Origin of the sequence: Taibaiella helva (assembly GCF_003545695.1) — a bacterium.
Taxonomy (GTDB): Bacteria; Bacteroidota; Bacteroidia; order Chitinophagales; family Chitinophagaceae; genus Taibaiella; species Taibaiella helva.
The window spans coordinates 94,756-109,072 of record NZ_QUZZ01000008.1; the positions used below are offsets into that span (position 1 = coordinate 94,756).

Below are 14,317 nucleotides of genomic sequence, written 5' to 3' on the forward strand. Positions count from 1 at the left end.
AGTATAGGCAAGGTCCCGGTCCTACCGGGACTTTTATTTTGGGTGCCAGCCGACGTGCCGGAACCATGCAAAAATACTACCGCCGATATTTTACCGTTATTTATTTTTACCTCATTTTTGCGTATATGCAATTGAAACGTTTACGTAGCTGGTTGTTCCCTTTGGCGATACTGGTGCTGGTGATCGCCCTTTCCTCTTCCTGCCGCAAGGAGAAATTCCTGACCTCCGGAGGAGAGATCGCCTTTTCGCTGGATACCCTCACTTTCGATACGGTGTTTACCCAGCAGGGCAGCGCTACACGCAGCATACGCATCTTCAATAAACAGAAGGACAAGATATTGCTGAGCAGCATCCGCCTGGGAAAAGGCGAAAAATCGCCCTATCGCCTCAATGTGAACGGGCAGCCCGGCAAGGAGATCAAAGATGTGGAGATCGCCGGCAACGACAGCGTGTGGGTATTTGCAGCCGTTACCATCGATCCGACCAATGAGAATGATCCCTTCATAGTCGGCGACGACCTGGTAGTGACCCTTAACGGACGGGATTTCACCATACCCCTGATGGCATATGGCCAGAATGCCCATTACATCAGGGACAGTGTGCTGCAAACACAGACCTGGCTTAATGATAAACCTTATGTGATCCTGCATAATGCCCTGGTTGCTGAGGGACAAACCCTTACCATACCGGCAGGCGCCAGGATTTATGTTCACCGGGATTCCCGGCTGTACGTGCTGGGGACCCTGAAGATCAACGGTACCGCTACCGATAGCGTAACCTTCCTGGGCGATCGCCTGGATCCGTTGGTATGGATCGGCGACTACATCGATATTCCCGGACAATGGGGCGGCCTTTATTTCTTCAAGCAAAGCTACGGCAACGTCATCAGCCATACCGTATTCAAGAACGGTGGCGCTGTTACCTCATTGAACGGGCAGCCGGTACAGGGCGCTACCATCCAGATCGACCCTGATACAGTAAAGAATGGCACACCCAAGCTCACCATAACCAACTCGGTCATCCATTCGTCGCTGGGCTACGGCATCCTGGCCTTCAACAGCTCGCTGCAGGCCGACAATTGCCGGATCACCGAATGCGGGGGAGAAAATGTCATGTTCTTCGAAGGAGGCAACTATAAGCTGCGTTTCTGCACGATCGGTACCTATGGAAGCGCTTATCTGTCGCATAGCGAGAACCTGAGCATGGCCGTGCTGAACTACCGACCCACGGGCCAGACCACTTATGTGAGCGCGCCGCTTACGGCCGACATCCGGAATTGTATCATCTACGGTTCCCTTACAGATGAAGTGTTTTTCGATGCCAAACAGGATAACCCGGCAAACCTTACCCTTGCCAATTGCCTGCTGAGGTCATCGGAGCCTATACCAGCTTTCGTAACGCAAAGCAGCAATAAGATCAACCAGGATCCGCTGTTCGTCGACTACAGCAAAGTGAACTACCGTTTGCAGGAAGGCTCCCCGGCCCGGGCGGCGGGCGTGGCTGTTCCCGGCCTGACTGTCGATATAGAAGGCAAGCCCAGGGCCAATCCGCCTTCCATAGGATGCTATGAGTAGCTATAGTAAAAATGTTTTACTTTTGTGAGCCTTGCAGCATGTCTGCAAGGTTTATCGTTATTGTTCACAGCATAGCATCGGTTTGATGCTTCCGGTATTTTATGAAAAAGATTTTTGGCCTGCTGGCCCTTACCGTTTCACTCTCTTTTACAGCGAAGGCACAATACGTAAATACAAAGATGGCTATAGGTCAGCCGGTCCCTGAGCTGGCATTCAGCAATCCCGAGGGAAAAGTGATCTCTCTTAAGGAAGTGAATAAAGGCCGCTATATATTGCTCGATTTTTGGGCCAGCTGGTGCGGCCCCTGCCGTATGTCCAACCCCGAGCTGGTGGCTACCTACAACCGCTTCAAGAACGAGCAGTTTGTTAATGCCCCGAACGGCTTTACCGTATTCAGCGTATCGCTCGACAACCGCAAGGAGTCCTGGATACAGGCGATTGCCGCCGATGGACTGGTATGGCCTTACCATACCAGCGACCTGAAAAAATGGAGCAGCGATGCTGTAGAGATTTACGGCTTACAGTTCATTCCGCAGGCTTTCCTGCTGGGACCCGATGGCAAGATATTGGGTAAATACAACAGCTCTTCCCAGGCCCTTGCCGACATCAGCAAATACCTCGATAAAGGTAAGGTCGCCCCGGTAAAGAAAGCGAAGGCAGCTGCCGCTAAAAGTGGAAAGACCTCCAAGTAATAAAGGCCATTTAACCATAGCAATTGAATAAGATCATTATTATTACCGCACCCTCGGGCTCGGGCAAAACGACCATTGTCAGGCAGTTGCTGCAGCGCTATGCCGGTAGTCTGGGCTTTTCAATTTCGGCCTGCACACGCAGCCCGCGCCCGGGCGAAGTTCATGGCAAAGATTACTATTTTCTCGAAGAGGCCGACTTTAAGCAGAAGATAGAAGAAGATGCCTTCATCGAATGGGAGATGGTCTATACCGGTAAATATTACGGCACCCTGCGTTCCGAAGTCGACCGTATATGGTCGGAAGGGAAGGCGCCGCTGGTCGATATCGATGTGCTGGGCGCTCTGAACATTAAAGCGCAATATGGCGAAAAAGCCATATCCCTGTTCATACAGGCGCCTTCGATCGAAGAGCTGCGGCGCAGGCTTTTGGCAAGAGGAACGGAAACCCCCGAAACCCTGGAAGAACGGCTGGACAAGGCCGCTTACGAGCTCAGCTTTGCCGATCGCTTCGATCGCATTATCGTTAACGACAACCTGGAAAACGCTATAGCAGAAACAATGACCGTAATCAGTAATTTTTTGCAAAAGGGTGTGCTGGTATAAGAAATTATTGCATTTTTGTCGCTCTAAAACATTAAGCTCATGAAAAAATTAAGCCTCGTATTTGCAGTTGTCGCTGCCATCTCCTTTACAGCCTGCAATTCTGAAACGACCACAACAGAGACGACAGACACCACAACGACGCCGGAGGGTACCACAACCACAACAACGACTACCGAAACGACTACTACCGAGCCGGGTACAGTAGGCCAGAACGTAGATACCGCAGTTAAAGACATCAAAGAGACCGCTAAAGATGCCAAAGAAGGCATTAAAGAGACCGCTAAAGATGTGAAGGACGGCGCTAAGGAAGCGGCTAAAGATGTGAAAGAGGCGGCTCAGAAAGGCGCTAAGAAGGTAGAAGAAAAAGCCAAAGAAGTAAAAGAGGACCTGAAAAAATAAGCAGGTTGCTTTAACAAATGCAAGGCTGTCCGGAAGCATCCGGGCAGCTTTTTTCATGGTTTACCAGGCCATCCTCAGGTCGTTCGCCTGCTGCTGCCGATAATGACCAGCAGCAGCGAATGCAGCAACAGCAGCGATACCAGGAAACCCACGGGCTTGTGGTGGATCGCTCCCTGTGTAATGCGCGTCACCGCCAGAAGCCAGGTCAGGGCCAGGAGCCAGTTGCAGAGCATTTGTACCGGGAGCGATCGCTGTTTCAATACCTGCAAGGTGCTGTATCCCACAAGCATGTGCACAAAGTAAAATACCAGGAACTGGGAGCCTTTCAGGAAGAAGGGAAGAGCTTGTCCGAAGAGCAGCCACGCAGCCAGGCAGGGTAACAACAGGTAGGCCAGGCAGCAAAGAAATAAGGCGGCAGAGTTCAGCGGCGTTTCAGGAATCGAGTGCTTCATACAAGTATATTTAGGATTATTATTCAATCGCCACCACCACAGCCACCACATCCGCTGCTGCAGCTGCTGCCACAACTACTGCCGCATCCGCTGCTACTGTATTCTCCGCTGCTGTTATCGCCTTTCTTGTCGCTGGCTTTATGCTTCTTCGAAATATGGTCTGAGAGTATGCCTACAATTATGAAAATAATAAGAGGTAGCGGGTTAAAGTCAAGACTATCACCATTGCACCCGGTAAGGAATAAATAGGGAAGAAAGAAGAGGGAGAAAAAGGAGAAGCGCTTTAACGCATCCCGCCATTTGCTGCTCCGGGAGGGAGGTGAACCGGGCTTGGCGCTCCAGAAAAGCTCAGGCGCCTCATAGCCGAAGGTACGGTGATAAAGGGTCAGGGTATCCGTTTGCCACTGCTCGTGCTTCTTGCTTTCTTCCGGGCCGCCGTTTGACGGATGGTGGTGGATGTCCTGGCCCAGCGTGTCCCGGCAAAACGCCTGCCAGTAGTTTTGTGTGTAAAGGAGATGCAGGTGCCATACTTCGTCGATTACTTCTGACGGGGAGGCGCCGTGCGGCGAAATGCAGCAGAGGAAAATGAATTTCCGGTATTCCTCAATGGCTTCCTTGCTGAAAGCATAGGTCCAGCCGTTTTCACGGGCCAGCTTGCGGGAAAAAGGGAAAGAAGCGCCGCGCTCATCGAACCGGAAGGCAGATATCTTTTGCCATAGTGCCAGTTGTTCCCGGCTGCAGCTGTAAATTGTTACTTGTTCCATAATTTATCTTTTTAGTCAGGACAAAGCTCCGGCAAGACCATAAGATGAACGTCTTGCAATAATCCTGTGAAGCCTTATTTTCGTATTAAAATCGTATTATGAGCAAAGAGGAGCTGGCACACCTGGAACGGCTGATGAATTATATCGCACATCATTTTATCCGCAAGAGTACCTGGGAAGAAGTATCCAAGGCGGAATGGCTGTATATCTCATCAGAGTTCAATAAGCTGCAGCAAAAGCACAAGCACCTGCAACAGGAGGCGGCTTTTCTCGGGGATAATTATTTTTATGAGCATCTTGTCATTAAGCGGCTGAAAGCGGCCAGAGCGGGGAAAGGGCTGCAAGGTATCAGCAGCCCGAACTTTGGTAAGATGAATACGATTGCCGTCCTGCTGGGCTACGACAGCTATATGGACTTTCTCAGCAACGCCGCAGCCAGCTTCAGTTTTCACGAGCTGAAGATCAACATACCTTTGGGAACCATCAACAGAAGTCTGCTGGATCACCTGGTTGGCTATTGGTATTGCTACAACAGCAACCTACCCCTGAGCGGACCGGGTCATAAGGAAGAACGGGTGCGGCGATCTGCCATGGAGATCTATAAATCGGGCGATGAATACCTGGTCGAACGCTCGGGGAAGGATAATCACCTGTACTACGGGAAGATCACAGCCTATGCCGATTATATCTTCATCATCATGAACAGCACCACCTTTATCCGGCAACGGCACTTTATCGGGCGACTCAAAGATGCAACCAGCAAGCTGAAACAAACAGGATTCAGCATAGACCAGATGAATTTCGTGAGCACCTGCGTCAGCTTTAACGGAGACCCGGTAGCCCTGAACGAATTGTTCGACCGCGTGCCTGCCAAAGCTTTTGAGAAAGTATCGGTAGACCTCGCCCTGAGCAGCCCCGAGCTGCCGCCGCATGTGCTGCAGCAGCTGAAGGATAAAGGCTTGCAGCAGATCAGCGACTATTAAGGTGTTAACAGCCAGTCGAGGGTTCCGAAGACAAAACGTTCAATGCCTTTATGGGAAAGCAGGACCAGCTGCCCTTCAGCATCTACTTCCTGCACATAGGCGTCAAAAGACCTGCCGCTTGCCCTTTCGGTAAAACGGGTCTCCTTGCCACAGCGGAACAGCAGTTGGTTATAGCCGGCCAGCAGCGCGGGGCATTGATCAGGGCTAAGCCGCTGCAGTTGGTTGAGGATGCCCGAGCGGATGTCGGTAACGATCTCAAGCAGGTCGAACTGCTTACCAGAGGCGATTGCCAGCGAGGTGGCCAGGGTCAGCTCCGGCGCAAAAGCAGACTGGTTCACATTCAGGCCGATCCCGACTACAGCATAGGCCCAGTGCATGCCCCTGAATACGTTCTCAATCAGTATGCCGCATGTCTTTTTGTCATTAAGGTAAATGTCGTTGGGCCACTTTATGGCAACTTGCCATTGATCATAAAGTGTTTGTAAATATTTAGCAACTGTAAGGGCAACAGCCGCACTCAGCATAAACTGCCGCTCTGTAGGAATTACCGGCTTCAGTATCAGGCTCATCATCACATTCCCGGCATCATTTTCCCATTTTTTGCCCCGCTGCCCCTTTCCCTGCTCCTGGTGCGCCGCCCATACCACCTCGCCCTGCTGTGCCAATCCGTCGTCGATCCGCTGCATGGCATAATTGTTGGTACTATCTATAGTATCAAAGTAGTGAAGCCACTTGGGAAATGTATTTTGTACGTTTTGTGCCAAAAAGATTCCTTAATTTTGAACGCAATATAATTCAATAACGCATATTCGCATTAAGCATTGGAGAAAATCATCAGTTCACTGAAAAACCGTACCAAGTCTGATATACGCCTCAACCGCAACAGCAGATTATTCAAAACCATCATCAAGGCCATCCAGGATAAAAAAGGGGAGCAGATCGTTTCGTTGGATCTCAGGAAGATCGATGAAGCGGTGGCCGATTTTTTTATTTTGTGTGAAGCGCAGTCGCATATCCAGATCAATGCGATAGCCGCCAATGTGGAAGAGGAAGTAAGAAAAGCCTGCGAAGAAAAGCCCTATCATATGGAATCGGGTCAGGCGTGGACCCTGGTTGACTACGTCAACATTGTGGTGCATGTTTTTCAGCGGGACGAACGTAAATTTTACGACCTGGAGGGATTGTGGCTGGATGCTGAAAAAATGGAACATCCTGCTACGGCATAACATTCCCCCTTCAAGACCGGCAATTTTAATTTTAGATAGCGCCCCTCCTGTTCCGGACCAGGAACAGCAGCCGGGCAGAGGAGTGCAATACCGCTTGCTGCTTCCGGCAAAAAAGAAACGGAGGCAATAAGCAAAGTTTGGAGACTATGGAAGATAATAAAAACAGACAGGGTGGTGGGTTGCCACCTGGTTATGATAATAACAACCCTAAACGGAAAGGCCCTAAATTCAACATGTACTGGATTTATGGCCTTATTGTCGTTGCCTTGCTGGGATTGAACATTTTTGGCAGCAATATCCAATCTTCAGAAAAGAAAACCTCTTTCCTGGAGTTTAAGCAGAATTACCTGGACAAAGGCAATGTGAAGAAGGTAGTGATCGTGAACAAGGAGATTGCAGAAGTGTACCTGATCCGTCATGAAGCGCCGGCCAGCAACAACCAGCGCAACCCGATGTTCAACAACCGCAGCGCCGATGAGCCTGATTTCAAGTTCAACATCGGATCCTACGATGTGTTCGACCGCAATTTCCAGGAAGTAATGAAGACCTATGCCGCTGAAGGCAAGCCCCAGGTACCCGTTGAGGTAGAGAACAGAGGCAGCTTCTTCCGCGACTTCCTTAGCACTGCTTTGCTGCCGCTCATCATCCTTATCGCCATGTGGGTGCTCATTTTCCGTAAAATGGGACCTGCTGGTGGTGGCGCCGGTGGCGGTATCTTCAGCATCGGCAAAAGCAAAGCGCAGCTGTTTGAAAAAGGTACCAAAGTCAATATCACCTTTAACGATGTTGCCGGGCTGGATGAAGCCAAGGTAGAAGTGATGGAGATCGTCGATTTCCTGAAGAATCCCAAAAAGTATACCACGCTCGGCGGTAAGATACCCAAAGGAGCTTTGCTGGTAGGCCCTCCCGGTACCGGTAAGACCTTGCTGGCCAAAGCCGTTGCCGGCGAGGCCCAGGTGCCTTTCTTCTCCATGTCGGGCTCCGACTTTGTGGAGATGTTCGTAGGCGTTGGCGCCAGCCGTGTACGCGACCTGTTCAAGCAGGCCAGGGACAAGGCGCCCTGTATCGTATTCATTGACGAGATCGATGCCATAGGCCGCGCCCGTGGTAAGAATGCCGTAATGAGCAACGACGAGCGGGAAAACACGCTGAACCAGTTGCTGGTAGAGATGGACGGCTTCAGCGGCGACAGCGGTATCATTATCCTGGCCGCAACCAACCGCCCCGATGTGCTGGACAGCGCCCTGCTGCGCCCCGGCCGTTTCGACCGCCAGATCTCTATCGATGTGCCCGATGTGAACGGAAGGGAAAAGATCTTCAACGTGCACCTGCAGCCCATCAAGAAAGCTGCCGATCTCGATATCAAAAAGCTGGCTTCCCAGACCCCCGGCTTCGCCGGCGCCGATATTGCCAATATCTGTAACGAAGCCGCGCTGATCGCTGCCCGTAAAGGTCAGAGCGAAGTGCGGATGCAGGATTTCAACGATGCCATCGACCGTGTGATCGGCGGCCTGGAGAAAAAGAACAAGATCATCTCTCCCGAAGAGAAAAAGATCATCGCCTTCCACGAAGCCGGTCACGCCGTATGCGGCTGGTTCCTGGAGCACGCGCATCCGCTGGTAAAAGTATCGATCGTACCCCGTGGCGTTGCGGCCCTGGGTTACGCCCAGTACCTGCCTAAAGAACAGTTCCTGTATACCACCGAGCAGATGAACGATCAGTTGGTGGGCCTCTTCGGCGGCCGTGCTGCAGAAGAGCTGATCTTTGGCCGTATATCGACCGGTGCGCAGAACGACCTGGAGCGTATCACCAAAATGGCCTATTCCATGATATCCATCTATGGTATGAACGGCAAAGTAGGTAACGTTTCCTTCCACGATTCGCAGCAGGAATATTCCATGAGCAAGCCTTATTCCGAGGCAACAGCTGAGATGATCGACCGTGAAGTGCGTACCATGATCGAGACCCAGTATGAAAGGGCTAAAGACCTGCTGCGCCAGCACATGACCGCATTGAACGACCTGGCACAGGAGCTGCTGAAGAAAGAGGTGCTGTTTAAGGACGACCTGGAAAGGTTGATCGGTAAACGTCCCTACGACGATAACCAAGCCACAGATGTGCTGCCCGCTGCCGACAGCCTGCCTGTAAGCGAAGCGTTGAAAAATAAGGAGAGCGCTTCTGCGCATTCACAGGACGGCACCGCCGCTGCAGATGCCACCGCAGACAGCTAATCGAAATAGAAAAAATAAACAACAAAGGCCGGCATTTGCCGGCCTTTGTTGTTATGGCTATCTCCGAAGCTGCGCCATCCCGGCCGGCCTGGGGGAGATAGCAACGATAGCTATGAATCCTTCTAGAACACGTAATCACTAGGTTGGATTGTGGAAGCATAAATATTATTGTTTATCGCTATGCTCTACAAAATGATAATCGTTTGAGAAGCCTAAAATCTTCTTTCTTATAGTAATTAAGTCATTAAAGTCGTCATCAATCTCCATTTTATCTATCAAGTCAATGTAGTGATCTTTTTTAGGTGATTTGACAATGATCAGTTCTCTAGTATAGTTTAATATTGCTGAAATTCTCATGTGATCGTTCTTCAATAATTCAGCGCTTCTGATAGATTGTTCGTAAAAACTTTCGCCAATATCGATTTGACCACTTCTAAATGCCACCAAGCCAAATGTTGCCTGAACTGTAATTTTATTTTCATCCGACAGGCTATGGAAGTCGATGTTTTTTAGGCTATTAAAATAATGTATAGCTTCATCCATCAAATTCGAAATTACGTGGTAGTAGGTAAGATTATTGAGAAGGATAGGGTCGAAAGGATTAGCGTTCATTCCAGCTTTTAGTAAAAACAGTGCGGTTTCATTATCGTCCAAAAGCGATCCCACTATATAGGCCCCAAGCTGCACTGGTCTTTTGGAATAAGGAATATCAAGAAACCATTTAAGGCAATTATTAAAAGCTTCTTTCCAGTTACCCTTTTGGAAATGATCCAATGCAAATGCTTCAAATGGGTTAATGACATTGGTAAAACTCTGCGGATCTATTATTATACGATTGTCCTCTTTCGATAACCATTCCAATTGCGCTAAACTATTGTCATTAGGGTCAAGGGTCGCCTTTTCTATAAAAGGCTTCGCTTTCTTAAACGATCCGTCTTTTAGTTCTAGTGTAGCAAGTGTGCTTGAAAGCTCAGTCAAATCATAGGAAGAAAAGTTACCTCCGATGACAAGGCTTTTTCCTGAGTTAATTAACGTAGAAAATCTTCCCATTATAGAAGATGTCGCGATATGAGCTGATGTTAGCCAAGGGTCAGATTTAGTTCGCGGGCTTTTCTTCAAAAAGTATAAAGCTTTGTCGAATTTCTCGTTATGAATGAATAACCTTGTTGCTGATCGAAGCACAAATCTATTATCTGGTGCTAGATTTAAGGCGACAGAAATTGCTTTTTCTGCCTTTTCTTCTTGTCCTACTATCGAATGAAGCCTCGCTAATTCAACCCATACGATTGGGTTGTTAAATTCGTTATGCGCTTTAATCCTGGTTTTATGTATTAATTTTGGTAAAGTTTTTTTATCTATAAAGGCTTTGAACTCTTCTACCGTTTCAATATCCAATTCAAGTAATGATTTCTGACTATTTGATTTCTCTTCAGCAAAAAAACTATTAGCTAGATCTAACAAACTAGCAGAAGCCTGGTCCCTATTGGCTCGAATAAATTCGACTGCATCTAATACATCCTGTGAGCTTTTTAGTCCTGAGACGTAGGCAGAGTTCACTAAATCGGCTGCATTTCCAATATTGGAATTTGTTTTCCAATCGGAGACTGCTCTCTCCAAATTAAAATTCAGAGGCTTATTGGTTGCCCTTAATGAAGAATTCAATTCACCCAACTGCCAAGTTCTTTTGAAATCTCGCCAATTTGGAATTACCCTCCTCTCATTAATTTCAAATATCATTTTGTAATTTAATTGTATATAAGTGTAAATTTAGCTCTTCGCATAAACAGGTCAAATGTACTTACAATGCGTTCGAAATCATATTGATTTCGAGATACGGTGGTATTCTTAGGGTGACCTCTCTTGTCTGGGTAAGGAAAACAGCAGTATTCAAGAACAGTACCAAGTTCGTCTGCAAGCTTTTTATTTGATAGGCAAGACTTAAATTCTTTAATCCCGACATAAAAGCTATTAATAAGATAATCTTTCACATCCCAATAATCTCCTGACCATTTGTCCCATCTAAAGTCGATATTCATGTTTTTTGAAATGAGAGAAGTCATTGTTGCACCGGTAAAATAGAAAACGATCAAACTTCCAAAAAGGTATAAATCCGTAGCCTTAACTCTTTTGTTCCAGTTCGGCTCAATATATCCGTACAAAAATTCCGGAGGAGCATAATTAATATCGCCCGTGAAACCGTTACCATCATCGTGTGGAGCGGGGATATCTCTACAAAGGGATCTTCCAAGATCACCAATTTTTGAAAGTTCTTTATTGTCGTATAATAATATATTAGATGGTTTTAGATCTTGATGGCCAATCTCGACACTGTGTAGCTGGTTAAGGCCAACGGCGACGTTATGTAGCGATTTAAGCTTCCAAACTACATCAACATCTCTGCTGAAATTGAGGTGTGAACGTATATCTCCTTCAGCCATTTCGAATATTAGGTACGGAACATTTCCAATTATGTAACCTTCTATATTCTCTTCCCCCTCATCCAAGATCATTGAAATTTTTGACAATCGGCTGTTTTTGCATTTTGTCAATAAGTCTTTTTCAAACTGATATGCGTTTGTTTGCTCATTCAATATTTGTACAATTGATCTTCCCGGATGCATCTGAAAAAATGATTGGAAATTTAGTGCTTTGAGAAAAGCAGTAACACCTTCTCTTTCAACAATATAACAGACGCTAAAAAAGCCACCTGTTGATCCAAGAGGTTGTTCTATTCTTTTAATGACCGTCCAGTCATTTTTTAATTTTCTTCCGACAAGGTCATATGCAGCACTTTGTTGATTTATATTCATACGTCATGGAATTGGATTTTCAAAAAAACTATCAAGAAGATCAAAGTTACATCATGTGTTTTTTTAAATGCTTTGATTAATCCACATGTATGTTGATAAGCTATTTGCTTTTTGCTGTAATTTGAGTTGTGTCAGTCTTTGGGTTTGTCTAATGTAATCAACTTAAATCCTTTGGCATATTGTCAAAGATTATACCATGGGAGGCAAAACCTTTACAGCTTGCACGCTTGGATATATCGGCCGGAACCGCCGATTCCACATTCGGTTTTTCATAACCTGTCCTGATAAAAGCAATAGATATCCTGCGGACAAACCAAACCCCGGCGCAGAACGCCGGGGTCTATGAGATGGTTGAACAATCGTATTATTTGCCGGCGGGTTAATGCAGGGAGGACGACAGATCTATTGCTGAACGCGCGCAGCCAGTGCTTTTTTACGCTTATGATAGAAAATATAAGAGCCGAAGATCAACCCATAACCCAGGATGATCGTGAATACCCAGGCTGATGGCGGGTCGCCTACGGCTATGCTGGAATAAACCGCGCCGGTAATATCGAAGGTAAAGCCGGCATAAGCCCACTCCTTCAGCCGCGGGAAGCCGGGTACCAGTATCGCAATCGCACCAAGAAGCTTGGCTACACCAATGAAAGGCAAAAAATAGGCAGGATAATGCAGATGGCCGCAAACCATCTGCACCGCATCGGGCGTGCTCAAAATGTCGGGTATGGCGCCGGCGCCCATAAGTGCTGCCAGCAGCAGCGTAAAAATCCAGTAACCGATATTGATCTTTTTCATAGAAGAAGAATTGAAGTGATCCATGCTTTTTGAGTCAGGGATGGTTATGCAGCCTGTGCCAGGAGCGCTACTTTCCTGTTGAAGAAATAAACCAGCGCCAGCAATGCCAGGGCGATGATGGGGAACACCACATTGCTTGCCTGGCCTACTGCAGCCCAGGAAAACAAGGCGCCGATGAAGTTGAAGGCAAAGCCGGCAAAGGCCCATTCGCGCAGCCTCGGAAAACCCGGTACCAGTATCGCGATCAGGCCGAGTATTTTTAGCACGCCGAAAAAGCGAAGCAGGTAAACAGGATAACCCAATTGATGAAGGGCATCGATGCCGGCCTGTTGCCGGGTAATGCCGCCAATGGCATCCATAAGCATCAGCAGGGAAAAGAGCAGGGCAAAGATCCAGTAAAGGGTTCGGACTGTTTTGGGTTTCATATGCTTTGTTTTAGATTTGATGGGATTGTTGCCGGTATCGGGCAGGTCGCGCCGCCCGGTTTGGTGTAATATTTCTTGCTGTTAAAAATGTCTAAACAATATGCGCCAATGATTATCCGTTTATCGCTTCCGGCGGTTGTTGGCTGGCCTTCTCCGACGGCAGGCCCTGTCTTTTCCGGGCGGCTGGCAGCTGTATATCTCCGTGACAATTTCATTTTGTTTGATTAATTTCGTTGATTATTATCAACACAAAAGTACCACCAATAACCATTTAAAGAAGGGTGTCCGCACGGCAATCTCAGGCGGTGATTGCGACAGCCTTTAACCCATTTGAACCCTTATGAAACACATTTCAATCCTTGTTCCCGATGGAACATGTAGTATTACCAACATCGAGGGGACGCACCAGATCCTCTCTGAAGTCAATGCTGCGCTGCGCACGATGGACAAAGAACCCTTGTTCAATATCCGCTTTGTAGGTCTCGATCATGAAGCCAGCCAGCGCAACGGGCTCTTTACCATTAAGCCCGACGACCTGGTGTCGGAAGTCAGCAAAACAGATATCATTATAATTCCCGCGTTATTTGGCGACCACAGCCAGGTCCGGGAACAGAACAAAGCTTTCCTGCCCTGGATCGTAGAGCAGTACCGGCAGGGCGCCGAGATCGCCAGCTTTTGCGTTGGCGCGTTCTTTCTTGCTGCGACGGGATTGCTGGATGGCCGTCAATGCGCTACTCACTGGCGTTTTGCCAACGAATTCAGGGCAATGTTCCCCGATGCCCGGCTGGTGGATGATAAGATCATGACGGAATCGGAAGGCATCTATACCAGCGGTGGCGCTTATTCTTACCTGAACCTGCTGTTGTACCTTGTCGAGAAGCATGCCGGCCGCGATATGGCGATCCTGATCTCCAAAGCATTTATGATCGATATCGACCGGGACAGCCAGTCTCCCTTTATTATTTTCAGCGGCCAGAAAGCGCATGAAGACGACTCGATCAAAAAGGCACAGGAGTATATCGAACAAAACTTCGAAGACAGGATCACAGTCGATCAGCTCGCCAGTATGCTGGCGCTCGGACGCCGCAGCCTCGAACGCCGCTTCAAGAAAGCAACGAGCAATACGGTAACCGAATACATTCAGCGCGTAAAGATCGAAGCTGCGAAGAAAGACCTGGAAACCGGCCGCAAGAACGTTAACGAGGTGATGTATGATGTGGGCTATGCCGACGTTAAGGCCTTCCGCACAACCTTTCGCAAGATCACCGGCCTTTCTCCTATCGAATACAAGAATAAGTACAACAGGGAAGTCGTCGCTGTATAGCAGGCGTCTTCTGTAATGCCTATACTCTAGAATGCCTTGC

General features: G+C 48.1%; 15 protein-coding genes. 8 read left to right on the plus strand and 7 right to left on the minus strand.

The window, feature by feature from the left end:
* Positions 1 to 131 precede the first annotated feature (131 nt).
* The 4 genes from DZC79_RS13805 to DZC79_RS13820 all read left to right on the plus strand — a co-directional run bounded on the left by DZC79_RS13805 (position 132) and on the right by DZC79_RS13820 (position 3,267).
* Positions 132 to 1,574, plus strand: a complete 1,443-nt coding sequence (locus tag DZC79_RS13805) for a right-handed parallel beta-helix repeat-containing protein (RefSeq protein ID WP_157977140.1) — start codon at positions 132 to 134, stop codon at positions 1,572 to 1,574.
* Between the two features lie 101 nt (positions 1,575 to 1,675).
* Positions 1,676 to 2,266, plus strand: a complete 591-nt coding sequence (locus tag DZC79_RS13810) for a TlpA family protein disulfide reductase (RefSeq protein ID WP_118952183.1) — start codon at positions 1,676 to 1,678, stop codon at positions 2,264 to 2,266.
* Positions 2,267 to 2,289: 23 nt separating this feature from the next.
* A complete protein-coding gene (gene gmk / locus DZC79_RS13815) occupies positions 2,290 to 2,868 on the plus strand; it encodes a guanylate kinase (protein ID WP_118952184.1) in 579 nt (192 codons plus the stop codon).
* A 39-nt stretch (positions 2,869 to 2,907) separates the two neighbouring features.
* The gene (locus DZC79_RS13820) at positions 2,908 to 3,267 is read left to right on the plus strand and encodes a YtxH domain-containing protein (RefSeq protein WP_118952185.1); all 360 of its coding nucleotides are present in this window, start codon (positions 2,908 to 2,910) and stop codon (positions 3,265 to 3,267) included.
* 74 nt (positions 3,268 to 3,341) lie between these two features.
* Here the strand turns inward: DZC79_RS13820 and DZC79_RS13825 are convergent, their stop codons facing one another.
* Positions 3,342 to 3,719 (minus strand): hypothetical protein, encoded by a 378-nt coding sequence (locus DZC79_RS13825; protein WP_118952186.1) that lies wholly within the window; start codon positions 3,717 to 3,719, stop codon positions 3,342 to 3,344.
* Between the two features lie 23 nt (positions 3,720 to 3,742).
* Complete coding sequence (locus tag DZC79_RS13830) at positions 3,743 to 4,483, minus strand: glycine-rich domain-containing protein (protein WP_118952187.1); 741 nt, start codon at positions 4,481 to 4,483, stop codon at positions 3,743 to 3,745.
* 98 nt (positions 4,484 to 4,581) lie between these two features.
* Here DZC79_RS13830 and DZC79_RS13835 point away from each other — a divergent pair, with 98 nt between their 5' ends.
* Positions 4,582 to 5,466 (plus strand): hypothetical protein, encoded by an 885-nt coding sequence (locus DZC79_RS13835; RefSeq protein WP_118952188.1) that lies wholly within the window; start codon positions 4,582 to 4,584, stop codon positions 5,464 to 5,466.
* Here DZC79_RS13835 and DZC79_RS13840 read toward each other — a convergent pair.
* Positions 5,463 to 6,230, minus strand: a complete 768-nt coding sequence (locus tag DZC79_RS13840; RefSeq protein ID WP_118952189.1) for a biotin--[acetyl-CoA-carboxylase] ligase — start codon at positions 6,228 to 6,230, stop codon at positions 5,463 to 5,465. The genes DZC79_RS13835 and DZC79_RS13840 overlap by 4 nt on opposite strands.
* Before the next feature lie 57 nt (positions 6,231 to 6,287).
* Here DZC79_RS13840 and rsfS point away from each other — a divergent pair, with 57 nt between their 5' ends.
* Both rsfS and ftsH read left to right on the plus strand, forming a co-directional pair.
* Positions 6,288 to 6,692, plus strand: coding sequence for a ribosome silencing factor (gene rsfS, locus DZC79_RS13845; protein WP_198666898.1), 405 nt, complete (start codon positions 6,288 to 6,290; stop codon positions 6,690 to 6,692).
* Between the two features lie 146 nt (positions 6,693 to 6,838).
* Positions 6,839 to 8,923: an ATP-dependent zinc metalloprotease FtsH gene (gene ftsH, locus DZC79_RS13850; RefSeq protein WP_118952190.1), complete on the plus strand. Its 2,085-nt coding sequence runs from the start codon at positions 6,839 to 6,841 to the stop codon at positions 8,921 to 8,923.
* Between the two features lie 165 nt (positions 8,924 to 9,088).
* Here ftsH and DZC79_RS13855 read toward each other — a convergent pair whose 3' ends face one another.
* From DZC79_RS13855 to DZC79_RS13870, 4 genes are all read right to left on the minus strand, one after another.
* On the minus strand, positions 9,089 to 10,660 hold the full coding sequence (locus DZC79_RS13855) for a tetratricopeptide repeat protein (RefSeq protein WP_118952191.1): 1,572 nt from the start codon (positions 10,658 to 10,660) through the stop codon (positions 9,089 to 9,091).
* Between the two features lie 8 nt (positions 10,661 to 10,668).
* On the minus strand, positions 10,669 to 11,733 hold the full coding sequence (locus DZC79_RS13860; protein ID WP_118952192.1) for a protein kinase domain-containing protein: 1,065 nt from the start codon (positions 11,731 to 11,733) through the stop codon (positions 10,669 to 10,671).
* Positions 11,734 to 12,135: 402 nt separating this feature from the next.
* Entirely contained in the window at positions 12,136 to 12,528 is a 393-nt protein-coding gene (locus DZC79_RS13865; protein WP_118952325.1) for a DoxX family protein, read from the minus strand.
* A 44-nt stretch (positions 12,529 to 12,572) separates the two neighbouring features.
* On the minus strand, positions 12,573 to 12,953 hold the full coding sequence (locus DZC79_RS13870) for a DoxX family protein (protein WP_118952193.1): 381 nt from the start codon (positions 12,951 to 12,953) through the stop codon (positions 12,573 to 12,575).
* Positions 12,954 to 13,293: 340 nt separating this feature from the next.
* On the opposite strand from DZC79_RS13870, the gene DZC79_RS13875 reads away from it, so the two are divergent.
* On the plus strand, positions 13,294 to 14,277 hold the full coding sequence (locus DZC79_RS13875) for a GlxA family transcriptional regulator (protein WP_118952194.1): 984 nt from the start codon (positions 13,294 to 13,296) through the stop codon (positions 14,275 to 14,277).
* The last annotated feature ends 40 nt before the right edge of the window (positions 14,278 to 14,317 follow it).

Excerpts from the sequence above, each read along its gene's own strand:
- DZC79_RS13810 (WP_118952183.1), top strand. The coding sequence starts at position 1,676 with ATGAAAAAGATTTTTGGCCTGCTGGCCCTTACCGTTTCACTCTCTTTT.
- DZC79_RS13820 (WP_118952185.1), top strand. The coding sequence starts at position 2,908 with ATGAAAAAATTAAGCCTCGTATTTGCAGTTGTCGCTGCCATCTCCTTT.
- DZC79_RS13825 (WP_118952186.1), bottom strand. The coding sequence starts at position 3,719 with ATGAAGCACTCGATTCCTGAAACGCCGCTGAACTCTGCCGCCTTATTT.
- DZC79_RS13830 (WP_118952187.1), bottom strand. The coding sequence starts at position 4,483 with ATGGAACAAGTAACAATTTACAGCTGCAGCCGGGAACAACTGGCACTA.
- DZC79_RS13835 (WP_118952188.1), top strand. The coding sequence starts at position 4,582 with ATGAGCAAAGAGGAGCTGGCACACCTGGAACGGCTGATGAATTATATC.
- ftsH (WP_118952190.1), top strand. The coding sequence starts at position 6,839 with ATGGAAGATAATAAAAACAGACAGGGTGGTGGGTTGCCACCTGGTTAT.
- DZC79_RS13855 (WP_118952191.1), bottom strand. The coding sequence starts at position 10,660 with ATGATATTTGAAATTAATGAGAGGAGGGTAATTCCAAATTGGCGAGAT.
- DZC79_RS13860 (WP_118952192.1), bottom strand. The coding sequence starts at position 11,733 with ATGAATATAAATCAACAAAGTGCTGCATATGACCTTGTCGGAAGAAAA.
- DZC79_RS13865 (WP_118952325.1), bottom strand. The coding sequence starts at position 12,528 with ATGAAAAAGATCAATATCGGTTACTGGATTTTTACGCTGCTGCTGGCA.
- DZC79_RS13870 (WP_118952193.1), bottom strand. The coding sequence starts at position 12,953 with ATGAAACCCAAAACAGTCCGAACCCTTTACTGGATCTTTGCCCTGCTC.
- DZC79_RS13875 (WP_118952194.1), top strand. The coding sequence starts at position 13,294 with ATGAAACACATTTCAATCCTTGTTCCCGATGGAACATGTAGTATTACC.